This is a genomic window from Agromyces sp. Y782 (assembly GCF_059445405.1).
In genome coordinates this window covers 342,897-360,245 of sequence record NZ_JCAIUG010000002.1, presented here as the reverse complement: position 1 = coordinate 360,245, position 17,349 = coordinate 342,897, and the positions used below count along the sequence as shown (strand labels likewise).

9 protein-coding genes are annotated in these 17,349 nt (G+C 69.2%); 1 reads left to right on the top strand and 8 read right to left on the bottom strand.

Annotated elements, in window-relative coordinates:
- Nucleotides 1-208: 208 nt before the first annotated feature.
- Nucleotides 209-595: a hypothetical protein gene (locus AC1C2S_RS15900; RefSeq protein WP_495353576.1), complete on the bottom strand. Its 387-nt coding sequence runs from the start codon at nucleotides 593-595 to the stop codon at nucleotides 209-211.
- A 115-nt stretch (nucleotides 596-710) separates the two neighbouring features.
- Between AC1C2S_RS15900 and AC1C2S_RS15895 the strand changes: the two genes are divergently transcribed.
- Entirely contained in the window at nucleotides 711-4,934 is a 4,224-nt protein-coding gene (locus AC1C2S_RS15895; protein ID WP_495353575.1) for an nSTAND1 domain-containing NTPase, read from the top strand.
- A gap of 85 nt (nucleotides 4,935-5,019) precedes the next feature.
- On the opposite strand, the gene ilvC is transcribed toward AC1C2S_RS15895, so the two are convergent.
- The 7 genes from ilvC to AC1C2S_RS15860 form a co-directional block, all read right to left on the bottom strand.
- Nucleotides 5,020-6,102, bottom strand: coding sequence for a ketol-acid reductoisomerase (ilvC, locus tag AC1C2S_RS15890; RefSeq protein ID WP_495354412.1), 1,083 nt, complete (start codon nucleotides 6,100-6,102; stop codon nucleotides 5,020-5,022).
- Nucleotides 6,099-6,608 (bottom strand): acetolactate synthase small subunit, encoded by a 510-nt coding sequence (gene ilvN / locus AC1C2S_RS15885; protein WP_495353574.1) that lies wholly within the window; start codon nucleotides 6,606-6,608, stop codon nucleotides 6,099-6,101. The genes ilvC and ilvN overlap by 4 nt, the downstream gene beginning before the upstream one ends.
- A 3-nt stretch (nucleotides 6,609-6,611) precedes the next feature.
- Nucleotides 6,612-8,417, bottom strand: a complete 1,806-nt coding sequence (locus AC1C2S_RS15880) for an acetolactate synthase large subunit (protein WP_495353573.1) — start codon at nucleotides 8,415-8,417, stop codon at nucleotides 6,612-6,614.
- Nucleotides 8,418-8,461: 44 nt separating this feature from the next.
- The gene (gene ilvD / locus AC1C2S_RS15875; protein ID WP_495353572.1) at nucleotides 8,462-10,156 is read right to left on the bottom strand and encodes a dihydroxy-acid dehydratase; all 1,695 of its coding nucleotides are present in this window, start codon (nucleotides 10,154-10,156) and stop codon (nucleotides 8,462-8,464) included.
- A gap of 9 nt (nucleotides 10,157-10,165) precedes the next feature.
- On the bottom strand, nucleotides 10,166-12,412 hold the full coding sequence (locus AC1C2S_RS15870) for a bifunctional alpha,alpha-trehalose-phosphate synthase (UDP-forming)/trehalose-phosphatase (protein ID WP_495353571.1): 2,247 nt from the start codon (nucleotides 12,410-12,412) through the stop codon (nucleotides 10,166-10,168).
- Between the two features lie 105 nt (nucleotides 12,413-12,517).
- The gene (locus AC1C2S_RS15865; RefSeq protein WP_495353570.1) at nucleotides 12,518-14,464 is read right to left on the bottom strand and encodes a YhgE/Pip family protein; all 1,947 of its coding nucleotides are present in this window, start codon (nucleotides 14,462-14,464) and stop codon (nucleotides 12,518-12,520) included.
- Nucleotides 14,461-17,343: an MMPL family transporter gene (locus tag AC1C2S_RS15860; protein ID WP_495353569.1), complete on the bottom strand. Its 2,883-nt coding sequence runs from the start codon at nucleotides 17,341-17,343 to the stop codon at nucleotides 14,461-14,463. The genes AC1C2S_RS15865 and AC1C2S_RS15860 overlap by 4 nt, the downstream gene beginning before the upstream one ends.
- Nucleotides 17,344-17,349: the final 6 nt, after the last annotated feature.

Genomic DNA, 17,349 nt, shown 5'->3' with positions numbered 1-17,349 from the left:
ATACGCTACCGGGTCGCCGTCCGCATCGGGACACTGCCTGACGAGCGCAGGCAGAGCATCTCCGGGTGCTCCATCAGGGGCCGGTCAACATGGTCGTGCCCGGCGGATGTCGCAGCCGGCGTGCCGGCAGAGACCACAGACGACTCGCAGCGGCCTGACGAAGGTCCGCCCTGATCTCCGGACGAGCCTACGTTGTCTCACACCGCCGTCATCGCGGGCCCGACGGCAGGCCGTGCAGCCCGCGCGGATCGATGTCGTTGACGGGAGAGAGATTCTTCGGTGGCGGGGTCCTCGCCTCAGCAGCCGAGAGCGCAGCGCCCGCCTTCGGGACGCCGTGCAGGCCTCGCGGGTCGGCGTCGGCGATCACCGGCATCCGCAGGTGAGCCCGTGACTGCGTGGCATCCGGCAGTGGGCCGTGCAGGCCGCGTGGGTCGATGTCGTTCGGAACCAGCCGCCTGGGCTCGATGGCAGCGCGGGGCTCTTCGACGGGCTCAACGGGTGCGCTCGCCTGGGCGGCGCATCCGGCGAGGGCGGCCGCGACGAGTGCCGCTGCCGCCGCGGAACGGGCGATTCGGGTGGTGTGCGTGGTGTCCATGTGCCGAGCGTGTCGCGCCGCGGTATCCGTCAGTCTCAGCTGCGGTATCCGTGCGGTATCCGTCCGCCCAAGTCATCGTTGACGCCTTCGATGGCGCGCGAGGACAATGACGACCATGGGTGTCGACGTCCTCGGGACACTCGTCATCGACGGGGGCCCGGTCAGCCCGCGCGAGCGTGCGGTGCTCGCCGCCCTCGCACTCGAGGTGGGGCGGCCTCTCCCGGCGCAGCAAATCGCCGATGCGATCTGGGGCGAGAAGGTACCGGCGACCTGGGCGAAGCAGGTTCAGATCGCCATCGCCCGGCTCCGCCGACACCCTGGCACGCCACCCATCACGACGACGCCGGAGGGCTACCGGCTCGACCTGGCAGCCGACGCCATCGACGCGCGACGGTTCGAGCGTCTGGTCGCGAACGGTCGCCAGCACTTGGCGGATGGCGCGCCCGACCGGGCGACCGCGGTGTTCGAGGCGGCGCTCCACCCCTGGCGTGGCGAGCCGTACGCGGACCTTCCCGATTGGGAGCCTGCCCGCGCGGAAGCCGCACGACTGCTCGACCTGCGCGCGTCCGCAGAGGAGGATCTGCTCGCCGCTCGCCTCGGGCTGGGACATGCCGCGAGCGTCGTCTCCGACGCCGAGCGTCTCGTGCGCGAACGCCCGCTCCGCGAGCACCGGTGGGCGCTGCTGGCCCGCGCGCTCTACCGCTCCGGACGCCAGGCCGACGCGCTCGCCACCCTCCGCGATGCCCGCCGGCGGCTCGACGAAGAACTCGGCATCGACCCGTCCGCCGAGCTCACCGAGCTTGAGACGGCGATCCTGCGCCATGACCCCGATCTCGATGCCCCGAGCCCTATCGCCAGGCCTGACGTCCCGTGTCCGTACCGTGGCCTCGCCGCGTTCGGCGAAGAAGACGAGGAGGAGTTCTTCGGTCGGGGTGCCGACATCCGCGCTGGGCTCGCTCGGGTGGAACGCGGACGGTTCGTGGCCTTCACCGGGCAGTCGGGATGTGGCAAGTCCTCACTCGTGCTCGCGGGAATCGTTCCGGCACTGCGCCGGGACGGGCGGTCCGTGGACGTCACGAGCCCGCGCCGCGGCCTGCTTGCCTTCGTAGCCGGAACGCACCACGATCGAGACGTCCTCGTCGTCGACCAGTTCGAGGAGCTCTTCACCGGGCCGGACACCGAAGCGACCGACGGGGCGGCCGGCGCCGTCGAGAACGTCCTCGAGTCTGGCGGCACCGTGCTCGTGACCGTGCGCAGCGACTTCCTCGACGCGTGCGCTCGTCTGCCCCGGCTCGGTGCGCTGTTCACCGACGGCGTCCAGCTGGTGCCGGCGATGGGGCCGGAAGGGCTCAGGGCGGCGATCGAGGGACCGGCGCGAGTCGCTGGGCTGCGCCTCGAACCAGGCCTCACCGAGCTCATCCTGCGGGATGCCACCGGGCGCCCCGGTGTGCTCCCCCACGTCTCACATGCCCTCGTCGAGACCTGGGCGCGTCGCGAGGGGGCGACGCTCACCGTGCACGGGTACGAGGCATCCGGCGGGCTCGCCGCTGCCATCGCACAGTCCGCCGATCGGCTCTACCTGCGGATGTCCCCCGCCGAGCGGGTCATCTGCCGTTCGACGATGTTGCGCCTCGTCGCCCTCGCACCCGATGGCACACCGGTGCGCCAGGCCATGTCGGTCAAGGGGTTGCACGACGACGGCGCACGCGATCGCGTGCTTGCGATGCTCGCGGCCGCGCGGCTCATCAGCACCGACGAGACGAGCGTGGAGGTCTCGCACGAGGCGCTCGCCGAGGCCTGGCCACGGTTGAGGAATTGGCTCGAGCACGACGCCGACGACCTGCGGACGATGCACGCGCTCACCGTCGCTGCGGAGGCGTGGGACGGGGGCGGGCGCGGCGACGAGGACCTGTATCGGGGCGCGCGGTTGCAGTCGGCGCTCGAGTGGCAGCGCGGCGGCGACCGGGATCTGACCGAGCACGAGACAGCCTTCCTCGCAGCGTCATCGGCCCGCGAGACCTCCGAGCAGGAGGCGCTCGTCGCTCAGGCCCGCCACGAACGGACGCAGAACCGGAAGCTCCGCGGTCTCCTCGTGGGCGCGGCGGTTCTGATCCTGGCCCTCGTGGGAGCCGGCGGCATCGCGGTGGTTTCGGCGGATCAGGCGGCACTGAGCCGTGCGGATGCGAAGGTCGAGGCACTCGTCAGCGCAGCGCTCGCATTGAGAACCTCGGAGCGAGACGTCGCAGCCCTGCTCGCCGCTGAGGCGTACCGGCGCTGGCCCGAAGACCCGCGTACGCGGGCCGGGATGATGGGCGTGCTCAGGGCTGCCGGCGGGTTCCTCGGCAATGCGTTCGTCGACGGCGCGCAGAGCACGATGGGTGCGGTCGTGCCGGGCACTGACCGGGCGTTGATGGTGGATGTCTCTGGAGCGGCAGCGATCCGAGACCTCGCGACGGCGGAGTCGATCGTGCACATCGACACCGGTCTCGATGGCCAGGCGTACTTCGAGACGTTCCCACTCGTCGAAGTCAGTTCCGACAGCACGACCGGAGCGATCCTGTGGCCCGCGGACGTCCCACCGGAAGTACCCGGCGCGACGCCGGACTCCTTCTTCGTGATCCCCGGCACCACGATGAACTCGAACCTCGTCGTCGTCGATCTCTCGTCGGGGGAACGACTGCTCGGGCCGCTGCGTCTGGAGATCGGTCTCGGTGCACTCGCCGTGGCGGGCGACGGCTCCAGAATCGCGATCGCGGCTGCACGGGACGGTGCCGTCTCGCTCGTGGACGTGAGGACCGGGTCGGTGACGCCGGTCACCGGGCAGGCCACCGCGCCGCTTCATTTGGCGGAGAGCGTTGCCGCAGCGCTCGCGTTCACGGAGGACGGGCGCCTTTTCGCCGGCCGGGTGGCGGGCGCGATCGAGGTGATCGATCCGGTGGCGGCGGCGGTGGCCGCACGCTATCCGGTCCCCGAGGAATCCGCTCACGTGGCGATGGAGGTGCTCGATTCCGGACTCGTGGTCGCGAGCGGGGATCGTGCGGTCATCGCGGTCGACGGCGAGACCGGCGATGTCCGATGGGTTCGTCCCCTGACCGGGTTCGGTCCTTCCGGTTGCAATTGGATCACGGCCTCCGAGGTAGTTGGACGCGTGTACTGCGCGGGTTGGTTCGGGCTCATGGAGCAGTACGATCTCGACGACGGCGGGCCGGTGGATTCCGGATTCGACGCGCTGCTCAGTACGGTCGGTCCGGTCGCGGTCGTTTCGGAGGGAACCGTGCTGGTCGCACTCGGCCAAGGGCTGCCGGCGATCTCGCGCTGGCAACTCGACGGGGGCGGCCTCATCAAACGGCTGATCGCACCCGGATCGTTCCTGGCCGGCGGCTACTCGCAGGACGGGCACGCGCTGCTCACCGCGGACGGGCAGGGCGACACCGGTTGGGCAAGTGTGCACCACGGGGTCGCGATCCGCGACGTCGTCAGCGGTGAGGTGCTGGAGGTGTTCTCAGCCCCGGTCTACGTGCCGATCTGGGTGGGATCAGACACGATCGTGGGCTGGTTCCCCGACGACGAGGCGTTGCGGCTCGTCGACACGGCAAGTGGGGAGGACATCGGGTCTGCGCTGCCCGTGCCCAGCAGTCGCGGCATGGTGTGGGAAGCCCACGCGGGCACGCGGTTGTACGTGTCGACCGAGGAGGATGGAGTCGTCCGGATCGACCCGGCGACCGGCGAGCGGACCGGCGAGCCGATCGCCGTCGACGGGAGCGTCATCTCGGTTTCCGAGTCGCCCGACGGCCGGCGTCTCGCGATCCTCTCGGTCACCGAGTTGGACAGCGCACTCCTGACCATGGTCGGGGTGGCGAGCGGGAAGATCACTCGCAGCGGAGAGCTCGAGACGGGCCCTCCCGTGCTGCTCGACGACGGCACCTTGATCGGCTCCGCGGACAACCGGATGATGCGATTCGACACGGACACGTATCAGCAGGTGGGCTCCCTGCCCGGCACGGCCGGCGGGCTCGGCGTCCCCGAGACGAGCGACGATGGGGCGACGATGCTCATGTCGGCTGGCGACGACACGCTCCTGCTCCACGACACGGCCACGGGCATCCGGTTGGCCGAGCCCTTCTTCGCGAGTTCCCCCGACTACGTCAGCGGCTACCTGCGACCCGACGGCCTCGAGCTCGCGATCTCGGACGCCGCCGGCGTCATGATCTGGGACCTCGACCCCGAGCACCAGTTCGAGGCGGTCTGCCGCATCGCAGGTCGCGACCTCACGGCGAACGAGTGGCGCAGCTACCTCGACGGACTCGGCGAGCCACGAAGCACGTGCGGACTCGGCTGACCGGAATGAGCGCCGACGCGAAACGGCGGGGCCGACCGAAGCCGACCCCGCCGTGCGGGATGAAGACAGAGCAGCTGCGCTCGCGTCAGCGAGCGACCTCGCCGTCGACGTAGTCGTCGTCGTTCGACGCGTTCCACGCGAAGAGCTTGCGCAGCTCGCGGCCGGTTGCTTCGATCGGGTGCGCCTCGCCCTTCGCGCGGAGCGCGAGGAACTCGGGGGCACCGGCATCCTGATCGGCGATGAACCGCTCGGCGAACGCGCCCGACTGGATGTCGGCGAGCACGGCCTGCATGTTCTCTTTGACGTGGGGGTCGATGACGCGCGGACCCGAGACGTAGTCACCGTACTCGGCCGTGTCGGAGACCGACCAGCGCTGCTTGGCGATGCCGCCCTCCCACATGAGGTCGACGATGAGCTTCAGCTCGTGCAGCACCTCGAAGTATGCGACCTGCGGCTGGTAGCCGGCTTCGGTGAGGGTCTCGAAGCCGTACTGCACGAGCTGGGAGACGCCGCCGCAGAGCACGGCCTGCTCGCCGAACAGGTCGGTCTCGGTCTCTTCGGTGAAGGTCGTCTTGATGCCGCCGGCACGCAGGCCGCCGATCGCCTTGGCGTACGAGAGCACGAGGGGCCACGCGTTGCCCGAGGCATCCTTCTCGACGGCGACGATCACGGGAACACCGCGACCGGCCTCGTACTCGCGACGCACCGTGTGGCCGGGGCCCTTCGGTGCGACCATGATCACGTCGACGCCCTCGGGGGCCTCGATATAGCCGAAGCGGATGTTGAAGCCGTGGCCGAAGACGAGGGTCTTGCCCTCGGCGAGGTTGTCCTTGATGGACTCCGCGTAGATGTGGCGCTGGTACTGGTCGGGCGCGAGGATGACGATGACGTCGGCGGCTGCCGCGGCATCGGCGACGCTCAGCACCTCGAAGCCGGCCTCTTCGGCCTTCGGCTTCGACTTCGAACCCTCCTTGAGTCCGATGACGACCTCGACGCCCGAGTCGCGAAGGTTCTGCGCGTGCGCGTGGCCCTGCGAACCGTAGCCGATGACGGCGACCTTCTTGCTCTGGATGAGCGCGAGGTCGGCATCCTTGTCGTAGTAGATCTCAGCCATTTGCTGTTCTTTCTCCTTGATGGTGGGTCTGGTGCAGTTCGTGAACGTGGTCAGTTCTTGAAGACGCGTTCGGTGATGGACTTGCCGCCGCGGCCGATCGCGAGGAGGCCCGACTGGGCGATCTCTTTGATGCCGTAGGGCTCGAGCACCTTGAGGAACGCGGTGGTCTTGCCGGAGTCGCCCGTGACCTCGATCACGACCGCGTCGGTCGAGACGTCGACGACGCGAGCACGGAAGAGGTTCACGGCTTCGAGCACCTGCGAGCGGGTGGTGTTGTCGACGCGCACCTTGATCAGCAGATGTTCGCGGTGCACCGACTGGTTCGGGTCGAGCTCGACGATCTTGATGACGTTGATGAGCTTGTTGAGTTGCTTGGTGACCTGCTCGAGCGGCAGTTCCTCGACGTCGACGACGACCGTGATGCGACTGAGCCCGTCGATCTCGGAGTGGCCGACGGCGAGGCTCTCGATGTTGAAGCCGCGCCGGGCGAAGAGACCCGCCACCCGGGTGAGCAGGCCCGGCTTGTCCTCCACGAGGAGGGAGAGAACGTGGGTCGACATGTCTTAGTCCTCCTCGGAGAATGCCGGCGAGTGATCACGCGCGTACTGGACGTAGCTGTTCGAGACGCCCTGCGGCACCATGGGCCAGACCATCGCGTCGGCCGACACGACGAAGTCGATGACGACGGGGCGGTCGTTGGTCTCGAGGGCCAGCTTGATCGCGTCGTCGATCTCGTCTTCTTTCGTGACCCGGATGCCGAGTGCACCGTACGCCTCGGCGAGTGCCACGAAGTCGGGGATGCGCACAGTGTCGTGGCCGGTGTTCAGGTCGGTGTTGGAGTACCGGCCGTCGTAGAAGAGCGTCTGCCACTGGCGCACCATGCCGAGCGAGGAGTTGTTGATGATCGCGACCTTGATCGGGATGTTGTTCAAGGTGCAGGTCGCGAGCTCCTGGTTCGTCATCTGGAAGCATCCGTCGCCGTCGATCGCCCAGACCACCCGGTCGGGCTCAGCCACCTTCGCACCCATCGCGGCTGGAACCGCGTAGCCCATCGTGCCGGCGCCGCCGGAGTTCAGCCAGGAGTTCGGTCGCTCGTACTTGATGAACTGCGCCGCCCACATCTGGTGCTGGCCGACGCCCGCGGCGTAGACCGCCTCGGGCCCGGTGAGCTCGCCGATGCGCTGGATGACCTGCTGGGGCGCGAGCAATCCGTCGGACGGGGTCGAGTACCCGAGCGGAAACTCCGCCCGCAGGCCGTCGAGCGTGGTCCACCATTCTCCGAGGTCGGTGGCGACGCCTCCGGTGATCTCGGCGTAGGCGGTATTGAGGTCGACGAGCACGTCTTTCGCATCGCCCACGATCGGCACGTCGGCGACCCGGATCTTCGAGATCTCGGCAGGATCGATATCGACGTGCACGACCTTCGCGTTGGGCGCGAAGAGCGCGGCCTTGCCCGTGACGCGGTCGTCGAAGCGCGCGCCGAGCGCGATGAGGAGGTCGGCTTCTTGCAGGGCGATCACCGCGGGCACCGTGCCGTGCATGCCGGGCATACCGAGCTGCTGCCGGTGGGAGTCGGGGAAGGCACCCCTCGCCATCAGCGTGGTGACGACCGGGGCGTTCGTCGCCTCGGCGAACGCGAGCAGTTCTGCAGAGGCGCCGGACCGGATGACGCCGCCGCCGACGTAGAGCACCGGTCGCTTCGCCTCGGCGAGCAGTTGGGCTGCCGCGGCGACCTGCTTGCCGTGCGCCTTCATGATCGGGCGATAGCCGGGAAGGTCGAGCTTGGGCGGCCAGCGGAACGGTGCGGTCGCCTGTTGCGCATCCTTCGTGATGTCGACGAGGACCGGGCCGGGCCGGCCTGTCGAGGCGATGTGCGCCGCCGCCGCGATGGTCGCCGGAATCTCGGCGGGGTCCTTCACGAGGAACGAGTGCTTCGTGATGGGCATCGTGATGCCGACGATGTCGGCCTCTTGGAATGCGTCCGTGCCCATGAGGGTCGAGAACACCTGTCCGGTGATCGCGAGCAGCGGCACGGAGTCCATGTGCGCGTCGGCGATGGCGGTGACGAGGTTCGTCGCCCCAGGACCGGACGTCGCGATGGTGACCCCGAGCTTGCCCGACGACGAGGCATAGCCCTCGGCCGCGTGCCCGGCACCCTGTTCGTGGCGCACGAGGATGTGGCGGAGCTTCTTGCTGTCGAGCAATGGGTCGTAGACGGGGAGGATCGCGCCGCCGGGCAGCCCGAACACGTCGGTGATGCCGAGCATCTCAAGCGAGCGCACGACGGCCTGCGCACCGGTGAGCTGTTCGGGGGCGCCGGAGGACGGCACTGCAGCGGGCGATGGCACGGGGGTGGATTCCGTGGTCATTCGGTTCCTGTTCTGGTGGACGGTGTGTGCGGGAAGCGCAGCACTCAGCCTGTCGTGGCGCCTTCGGCGGCGGAACGCACGAGCTTCGAGTACTTCGCGAGGACGCCACGGGTATAGCGCGGGGGAAGCGGAGCCCAGCCTTCACGGCGGGCAGCCAGCTCGGCATCGTCGACAAGTAGGTCGATGGAACGAGCTGCGATATCGACCCGTATGAGATCACCATCGCGCACGAAGGCGATGGGACCTGCGTCCACCGCTTCGGGTGCCAGATGGCCGATGCAGAGGCCGGTTGTGCCGCCGGAGAATCGACCGTCCGTCAAGAGTAGTACATCTTTTCCGAGGCCCGCGCCCTTGATGGCAGCGGTGATGGCGAGCATCTCGCGCATGCCGGGCCCACCCTTGGGTCCTTCGTAGCGGATCACGACGACGTCGCCGTGATTGATCGCACCCTCGGTGAGCGCATCCATCGCATCGCGTTCGCGCTCGAACACGCGCGCCGGTCCCTCGAACGTCGCCGCATCGAAGCCGGCGGTCTTGACGACCGCGCCCTCGGGGGCGAGGGAACCGTGCAGGATCGTGAGACCGCCGGTCTCGTGGATCGGGTTGTCGAGGGTGCGCAGCACCTCGCCGTCGAGCGGCTCGATGTCCATCTCGGCGAGGTTCTCGGCGAGTGTCTTGCCCGTGACGGTGAGCGCGTCGCCGTGCATGAGGCCCGCGTCGAGCAGCGCCTTCATGAGCACGGGGAGCCCGCCGCGGCGGTCGACGTCGTTCATGACGTACTTGCCGAAGGGCTTGAGGTCACCGATGTGCGGCACCTTCGCGCCGATGCGGTTGAAGTCGTCGAGCGTGAGGTCGACCTCTGCCTCGTGCGCGATGGCGAGCAGGTGCAGCACGATGTTGGTCGAGCCGCCGAGGGCCATACCGACGGCGATGGCATTCTCGAACGCCTTCTTGGTGAGGATCTGGCGGGCGGTGATGCCATGCTTCAGCAGGTTGACGACGGCTTCGCCTGAGCGGTGCGCGTAGTAGTCGCGACGGCGGTCGGCGGATGCCGGTGAAGCCGAGCCCGGCAGTGACAGCCCGAGCGCCTCGGCGACCGAGGCCATGGTGTTCGCCGTGTACATGCCGCCGCAGGCGCCCTCGCCCGGGGCGAAGGCGCACTCGATGCGCTTCGCGTCGGCCTCGCTCATCGTGCCGGCCTTGACCGCGCCGACCGCTTCGAACGAGTCGATGATCGTGATGTCTTTCTCGGTGCCGTCTGAGAGACGCACCCAGCCCGGCGCGATGGAGCCGGCGTAGAGGAAGACCGAGGCGAGGTCGAGGCGGGCGGCCGCCATGAGCATTCCGGGGATCGACTTGTCGCAGCCGGCGAGCAGCACCGAGCCGTCGAGGCGCTCGGCCTGCATGACGACCTCGACCGAATCGGCGATGACCTCGCGCGAGACGAGCGAGAAGTGCATGCCTTCGTGGCCCATCGAGATGCCATCGGAGACGGAGACCGTGCCGAACTGCAGCGGGTACCCGCCGCCGCCGTGCACTCCCTCTTTCGCGGCCTGCGCGAGGCGGCCGAGCGAGAGGTTGCAGGGGGTGATCTCGTTCCACGACGACGCGATGCCGATCTGGGGCTTGTCCCAATCGGCATCTCCCATGCCGACCGCGCGGAGCATGCCCCGGCTGGTCATGGCTTCGATGCCGTCGGTGACGGTGCGGCTACGCGGTTTGGGATCGAACTCCGACATGCATCGAGTCTATGGCCAGCGCGAAGGGCCTCCGCGCGCCGTGTCACGGGCGTCGGCGAGGTGCTCGAGCAGGTCGGCGACGTCTTCGGGACTGCGCACGCGATGGGTGGCGAGCGATCTTCCCTGACCCACTTTCACGCCGAGGTCGTCGGATTCGAGAACGGCGAACGCGTCTTCGTCGGTGATGTCGTCGCCGACGTAGACCACGGCGCTGGCGCCCGAGTGCTGACGGAGTCGGGTGAGCGCCTCTCCCTTGTCACTCGGTCGCACCGAGAATTCCAGCACCCCCTTGCCGCTGCGCACTGTCAGTTCGGGGATCTCCGACTCCACCCGCTCGCGCGCGGCGTGCTGCAGTTCGGCGGCAGTCGCCGGGGCGACCTTGCGGGTGTGCAGTGCGAGGCCGGCCGGCTTCCACTCCACCCAGGCGCCCTCCGCACCTGAAGCGACCTCTTCGAGGACGCGCGTGAGATGCTCGAGCGCCGCGAGTTCGGCATCGCGCAGGTCGATCGTCACTCCACCGGTGTCGAGTTGCAGTTCGACACCGTGCGAGCCGCTGAGCAGGGCGCCCTGCGGCGGATCCGCGACCTCGCGAAGGCTCTCGAGTGCGCGACCCGAGACGATCGCGACCCTGGTGTCGTCGATGGCGGCGAGCCGTTCGATCGCGGCGCGAGCACGATTGGTCGCTCGCGCGTCTTCGGGTCGATCAACGAGCGGGGCGAGCGTGCCGTCGAAGTCGAGCGCGACGAGCAGGCGATCGGTGGTGGCGATGCGCATGATCGCGGCGTCGAGGCTCTCGGGAACACCCGACGCGATGATGCCCGCGCCGGTCAGCGTCTTCAGGAACGTCGCCGACCACTTCGCGACGTCGTTCTCGCGCACGCGCTTTCGGAGTGCCCGCATGCGGCGGGCGCGTTCCTTTCGAGGCATCCGGGCCGCCTCGACCATCGCGTCTTTCAGGCCTTCGATGTCGTGCGGGTTCACGAGCACGGCTTGCCGCAGCTCGTCGGATGCCCCGGTGAACTCGCTCAGCACGAGCACACCGTCATCGTCGAAGCTGCAGGCGACGAACTCTTTCGCGACGAGGTTCATGCCGTCGCGGAGCGCGGTCACGAGCATGACGTCGGCGGCGAGGTAGAGAGCGACCATCTCTTCGCGCGGGTAGCCGTGGTGCAGGTAGGCGATGGCCTGGTGGCCGAGCGTCGAGTAGTCGCCGTTGAGGCGGCCGACCATGAGCTCGATCTCGTCGCGCAACTGCCGGTACGTCTCGACGCGTTCGCGCGACGGGCTCGCGACCTGCACGAGCGTGACGTCTTCGACCGAGAGGCGACCATCGCGCAGGAGCTCGCCGAATGCTTTCAGCCGGTGCCGGATGCCCTTCGTGTAGTCGAGCCGGTCGACACCCAGCATGATCGTCTCGGGGTTGCCGAGGCTCTCCCGGATCTCGTGGGCGCGCGCCTGCACCTCGGGTCGGCGTGCGATCTCTTCGAAGCCGGCCGCATCGATCGAGATCGGGAACTGACGGGCGACGACGTGACGCACATCGCCGTCGGGACCGGGCACGTCGATGACGCTGCCACGGGTGGCGTAGCCGAACAACCGGCGCACCGCACGGGTGAAGTTGCCCGCGTCGGCGGCACGCTGGAAGCCGATGACGTCGGCGCCGAGCAATCCGTCGATGACCTGGCGTCGCCAAGGCAGCTGCGAGTAGATGCCATATGCCGGAAACGGGATGTGATTGAAGAATCCGATGACGAGGTCGGGGCGCTTCTCGCGAAGCATCCGCGGCACCAATTGCAGTTGGTAGTCGTGCACCCAGACGACTGCCCCGTCGGATGCCGCGCGCGCGGCGGCCTCGGCGAAGCGACGATTGACCCGCACATAGGCGTCCCACCACTCGCGGTGGAACGACGGCGGTGCGATCACGTCGTGGTACAGCGGCCACAGGGTGTCGTTCGAGAAGCCCTCGTAATAGTCCTCGAGCTCCGACTCCGAGAGCGGCACCGGGATGATGTTGATTCCGTCGTACTCGAACGGGTCGAACTCTTGATCGGCGACGCCGGCCCAGCCGATCCACGCTCCGTCGGCGGCGCGCATGATCGGTTCGAGCGCGGTGACGAGACCGCCCGGTGAGCTCTTCCACCCGGTCTCACCATCGGGTCCGCGTTCGTAGTCGACCGGCAATCGGTTCGATACGACGATCATGTCGTAGGCGGCGTCGACGTAGAGCTCGTCGCCTGTGAGTTCAGGGGCGTGCATGGCGGGTGTCCCTCCTGGCGCTTCACTCAGGCTAACAGTCGCCCGTCTCGCGCTCAGGCGGCGATCGAGGGCTGGGGCCGGGCGCGGCGGCGCCCGGCCTGCAGATCAGCCGAGCGCGGCGGCCGCGAAGCCGATCGAGCGGATGCCGCGGCGCCGCCCCACCACGATGGCGGTGCCGATCACGCCGACGGCACCGAAGAGCGCGAGCATGCCCGCGGCCATCGCCACCGCTCCCCCGGCTGCACCGGAGACGATGAGCTGCATGCCCTGCACCGCCCAGGTCAGCGGCAGGAACGGGCTGATCGCCTGGAACGGCCCGCTCAACACCTCGATCGGATAGAGGCCGCCGGATGCGGTGAGCTGCAGCGCGACGAGCACGAGGGAGACGAGCAGGCCCGCGCGTCCGAGCCACACCGTGAGGAAGGCGTGCAGCGAGGTGAACGCGAGCGCGAGCAGGGCCGCGAACGCGAGGGTCTGCGGAAGCAGACTCCAGGCGACACCCATGGCACCGTGCAGGAGCAGCACCACGGTGACGGCCTGGACGAGTGCGAGGAGCCCGGCGCGAGCGAGCGTGCGCCAGACGAGGCCGCCAGTCGACGCCGTGCTGCGCAGCGCCTCGCGCCCGAACGGGCGGAACACGAGGAAGAGCGCCATCGCGCCGAGCCAGAGCCCGACGGGCACGAACAGCATGCCGATCACCTCTCCGATGCCCGCGATCTCGTGGTCGCGGGTGGCGTCGACCGTCACGGGTTCTGCGACGACATCGGCGGTGGCCGCGCTGTCGATGTCGGTAAGGGCCTTCGCGCTCTCGGCACCCGTGGTGAGGCCGGTTGCGAGAGTGTTCGCGCCTCCCGCGAGGTCTGTCGCTCCGGTCGCAGCATCCGCTGCACCGGTCGAGAGCTGCCCGAGGCCGACCGCGAGTTGGTCGACGCCGGTCGCCAGACCGTTCGCCCCGTCGCTGATGCCACTCGAGCCGCCGGAGAGCGCCGCGGCGCCGCCGGAGAGTTGGGAGATGCCGCCCTGAACACCGTCGATGCCGCTTCGGGTTCCGGCTGCGAGCTGCTGACCGGACGTCGCCATGGTCGTCAGACCGCCGAGCGTGCCTTGGATGCGCCCAATGGCTTCGTCGACCCGGGGCTTGAGCTCGGGCTGATCGATCGCCAACTGGGTGAGCTGGGCGATCAGCGGCGTCGTGCCCGTCTCCACCTGGGCGACTCCCGCGGCGATGCCGCCGACGTACTGGTCCCAGCCGGCGGAGAGCCCGTCGAGTTGCGCCGCCTGTCCGTCGAGTTGCGAAAGCCCACTCGCGATGCCGTCCACGCCCTCGGTGTACTGCGCGACGCCGTCGGCGTACGCGTACGCGCCATTCGCGGCATCCGTCGCCCCGGAAGCCGCCGATGCGACGCCGTTCGAGAGCGTGCCGAGCCCGCCGGCGAGGGCGCCTGCCCCCGTCGAGAGCTGGGTCGCGCCATCTGCTGCATCGCCGAGCGAGCCACCCATCTCCGCGAGGTTCGTGTAGAAGCCCTCGAGGTACTGCGCGGTGAGCGCTCGGCCGAACGTCGTCGACATGGCGTCGCCGACCGACTGGGCGACGGATCCGGCGAGGTAGCCGTGCGCATCGTCGGTGCGGATGTCGAGGTTCGCCTTCGTCGGCTTCTGACCCGAGAGGGAGGTCACCGACTCGGAGAAGTCCGCGGGAATCGTCAGCACCGCGTAGGCGTCGCCTGAAGCGAGGAGGTCGGCCGCCTCTTCGTCGTTGGAGATCTTCCACTGGAACCCGGCGGTGTCGGGGTCGGTCAGCTCGGTCACGAGCTGACGCCCGGCGAGCACGGGCTGATCGGTGCCGTCGGGCAGGGTCATCGTGACCATCTCGTCGTTGTTCACGACGACGGCGGGGATCTGCTCGAGGTTGTCGCCGGCACCGCCGAGCGCGCCGGAGACCAGCCCGGAGACGGCGAGCGGCACCGCGATGACCGCGGCCACCAGCACGCCGTAGCGCACCCGGCGCGCCGCGGGCGTCGAGCCGAAGAGTCGGGAGAGTCGAGTACTCATCGGAGTGCCTCCTGGGTCAAGACGGGTTCGAGGGTACGGATGCCGCGTGCGGCGAGTTCCGGCGAGATCGCAGGCGACACGGCCGAAGGGCCGAGACCCACGATCGTCGTGACCTGCGAGGGCACGAGCTCGGCGAGGGCGCGCCACAGCTCACCGCTGGCCGATCCGGGATCGTCGTCGAGGTCGATCACGAGGGCCTTCGGGCGCTCAGCGAGCGCGGCGGCGACCGCCACGAGGGTTCGTGCCTCCACACCGAGCCCGGCGAGCGGGGTGTCGGCGGTGAAGCGCGGACCGTCGAGACCGTGGCCGGCGGCGTCGGCCGCCCTGGCCACCCACGACTGCACGAGGGCGTTCGATGGAGCGAGCCGGTACCAGGGCCGAGTGGCGTCGAGGCGGCGGGCGATGAGTTCGCCGACAGTACCGCCTGGCGAGGCACCCGCTGCAACCTCTGCGATCGCGACGCCGCGCATGACGGTGCCGGCGTCTGAGGGCAGAGGCGAACCGAGCACGGCGAGGCGACCGGCGACGGGGTCGAGACGCCCCGCGAGCGTCGCGGCGACGACGCGCCGATCGACCGTGTCTCCGCGCACGACGAGCACGCCGCCGACGGGAACCTCGATGGAGAGCGGGCCGATGCGCCGTTCGGGCAGGCCGAACACGGCAGCGTCGGCGTTGACCGCGGCGGGCCGTGAGGCGGCCCATGCCTCCTGATCGAGGTGTGCGCGCAGGCCCTCGCCTTCGATGTCGACGTTCGGCAGCGCCTTCGCGAGCCACTTCGGCAACCACCACGCGGCTTTGCCCGCGAGGGCCATCGCGGCGGGCACGAGCGTCATTCGCACGAGGAAGGCGTCGAACGCGACACCGACGGCGAGCGCGAACGCGATGCCCTTGATCACCCCCGAGCCTTCTGGCACGAAGGCGAAGAAGACGAAGAACATGATGAGCGCGGCCGCGGTGACGACCCGGGCGGCGTGCTGGAAGCCGTGCACGACGGCCTTGCGGGCGTCCCGGTTCTTCACGAACGCTTCACGCATGCCCGACACGAGGAACACCTCGTAATCCATCGCGAGGCCGAACAACACGGCCATGAGCAGGATCGGCAGGAAGCTGAGGATCGGACCAGGCTCGACGTGCAGGAGGTCGGCGAACCACCCCCACTGGAAGATCGCCACGGTGACCCCGATGGCACCGAACGCCGAGAGCAGGAATCCGAGGGCGGCCTTGATGGGTACGAACACCGATCGGAACACCATGAGCAGCAGCACGATCGAGAGGCCGACCACGATGAGGGCGAACGGGATGAGCGCGTCGGCGAGCCGGTTCGAGATGTCGATCGCCACGGCCGTATAGCCCGTCACCGCGATGGGGGTGGCGAGGTCGGCGGTGATCGAGGGTTCGAGATCGCGGATGTTCTCGACGAGCACCTTGGTCTCCGGTGCATCCGGAGCACTCTCGGGGATCACCTGGATGATCGCGGTGTCGACTGTCTCGTTGGGCAGGCCGTCGCCGACGTAGGCGACGTCGTCGAGTTCGTCGATGCGCGCGCCGATGGCGTCGAGGTCGCCGAAGATGTCGGTCGTCTGGGTGATGTCGACGGTCACGATGAGCGGCCCGTTGTAGCCCGGGCCGAAGCCGTTCTCGATCATCTCGTAGGCTTCGCGCTGGCTGGATCCCTCGGTTCCCGATCCGTTCGGAAGGTTCAGGTCGAGGCTCGCCGCCGGGATCGCGGCAGCGCCCAGCAGTCCGACCACGAGCACCACGAACACGACGGGCGCCTTCAGCACGAGGTCGACCCAGCGGCGACCCATGGTGCGCTTGCCGCTGTCGTCGTCGGCATTCGCCCGGCGATGTGCGCGGCCGCCGGGCTTCGGGACGAGGCGGCGCCCGAGCACGCCGAGCAGCGCGGGCAGGAGCGTGACGGCGCCCGCGACCGCGATGAGCACGGCGAATGCGGCGCCGACCCCCATCACGCTGAGGAACGGGATGCCGACGACGAGCAGTCCGAGCAGCGCGATGATCACGGTGAGGCCGGCGAACACGACGGCCCCGCCCGCGGTCGCGACCGCCTCGGCGGCACTCTCTTCGGGATCCTCCCCGCGCGCGAGCTGGTTTCGATGGCGCGACAAGATGAACAGCGCGTAGTCGATGCCCACGGCGAGGCCGATCATGACGGCGAGCATCGGCGCCGTCGATGACACCGTCGCGAACGCCGCGACGATCGAGATGCCGCCGAACGCGGCACCGACGCCGACGAGTGCGGTCAGCAGCGGCATGCCGGCTGCGAGCAGCGAGCCGAAGGTGATGATGAGCACCACGGCGGCGAACAGCACGCCGAACACCTCGGTGAGCGTGAGCCCGAAGCTGGTCTCCTGGAAGACGTCGCCGCCGAAGGCGACCGTGAGCCCGGCGTCGCGGCCGAGCTCGCCCGTCGCTGTCACCTCGTCGAGCGATTCCGCCGTGACATCCGTGACCGGTCCGTCGAACTGCAGCTGGATGTAGGCGGTGCGGCCGTCGCCGGAGATCTGGTCGCCCGCATACTCGTCGAACGGACCGAGCACGCTCGCGACCCCGTCGACCTGCTCGATCTCGGCCTCCATCGCCTCGATCGCAGCGCGGAACGAGTCGGACTCGACGGATGCCCCGTCGGGCGCTTCGACGACGGTCTTCGCCGACGCACCCGCCGTCTGCGGGAAGACGGCGGCGAGCTGGTCGATCGCGGTCTGGGACTCGGTGCCGGGAATGGCGAAGGAGTCCTGCAGTTGACCGCCGAGCCCGATGCCCGCGCCGAGGAGCGCGCCGAGGGCGAGCACCCAGGCCGCGATGACGTACCAGGCGCGGCGGAAGGCGAAACGGCCGATGCGGTGCAGGAGGAGTGCCATGGGCGG

Coding starts and splice junctions, on each gene's coding strand:
- AC1C2S_RS15900 (WP_495353576.1), bottom strand. CDS start 595: ATGGACACCACGCACACCACCCGAATCGCCCGTTCCGCGGCGGCAGCG.
- AC1C2S_RS15895 (WP_495353575.1), top strand. CDS start 711: ATGGGTGTCGACGTCCTCGGGACACTCGTCATCGACGGGGGCCCGGTC.
- ilvN (WP_495353574.1), bottom strand. CDS start 6,608: ATGTCGACCCACGTTCTCTCCCTCCTCGTGGAGGACAAGCCGGGCCTG.
- AC1C2S_RS15880 (WP_495353573.1), bottom strand. CDS start 8,417: ATGACCACGGAATCCACCCCCGTGCCATCGCCCGCTGCAGTGCCGTCC.
- ilvD (WP_495353572.1), bottom strand. CDS start 10,156: ATGTCGGAGTTCGATCCCAAACCGCGTAGCCGCACCGTCACCGACGGC.
- AC1C2S_RS15870 (WP_495353571.1), bottom strand. CDS start 12,412: ATGCACGCCCCTGAACTCACAGGCGACGAGCTCTACGTCGACGCCGCC.
- AC1C2S_RS15865 (WP_495353570.1), bottom strand. CDS start 14,464: ATGAGTACTCGACTCTCCCGACTCTTCGGCTCGACGCCCGCGGCGCGC.
- AC1C2S_RS15860 (WP_495353569.1), bottom strand. CDS start 17,343: ATGGCACTCCTCCTGCACCGCATCGGCCGTTTCGCCTTCCGCCGCGCC.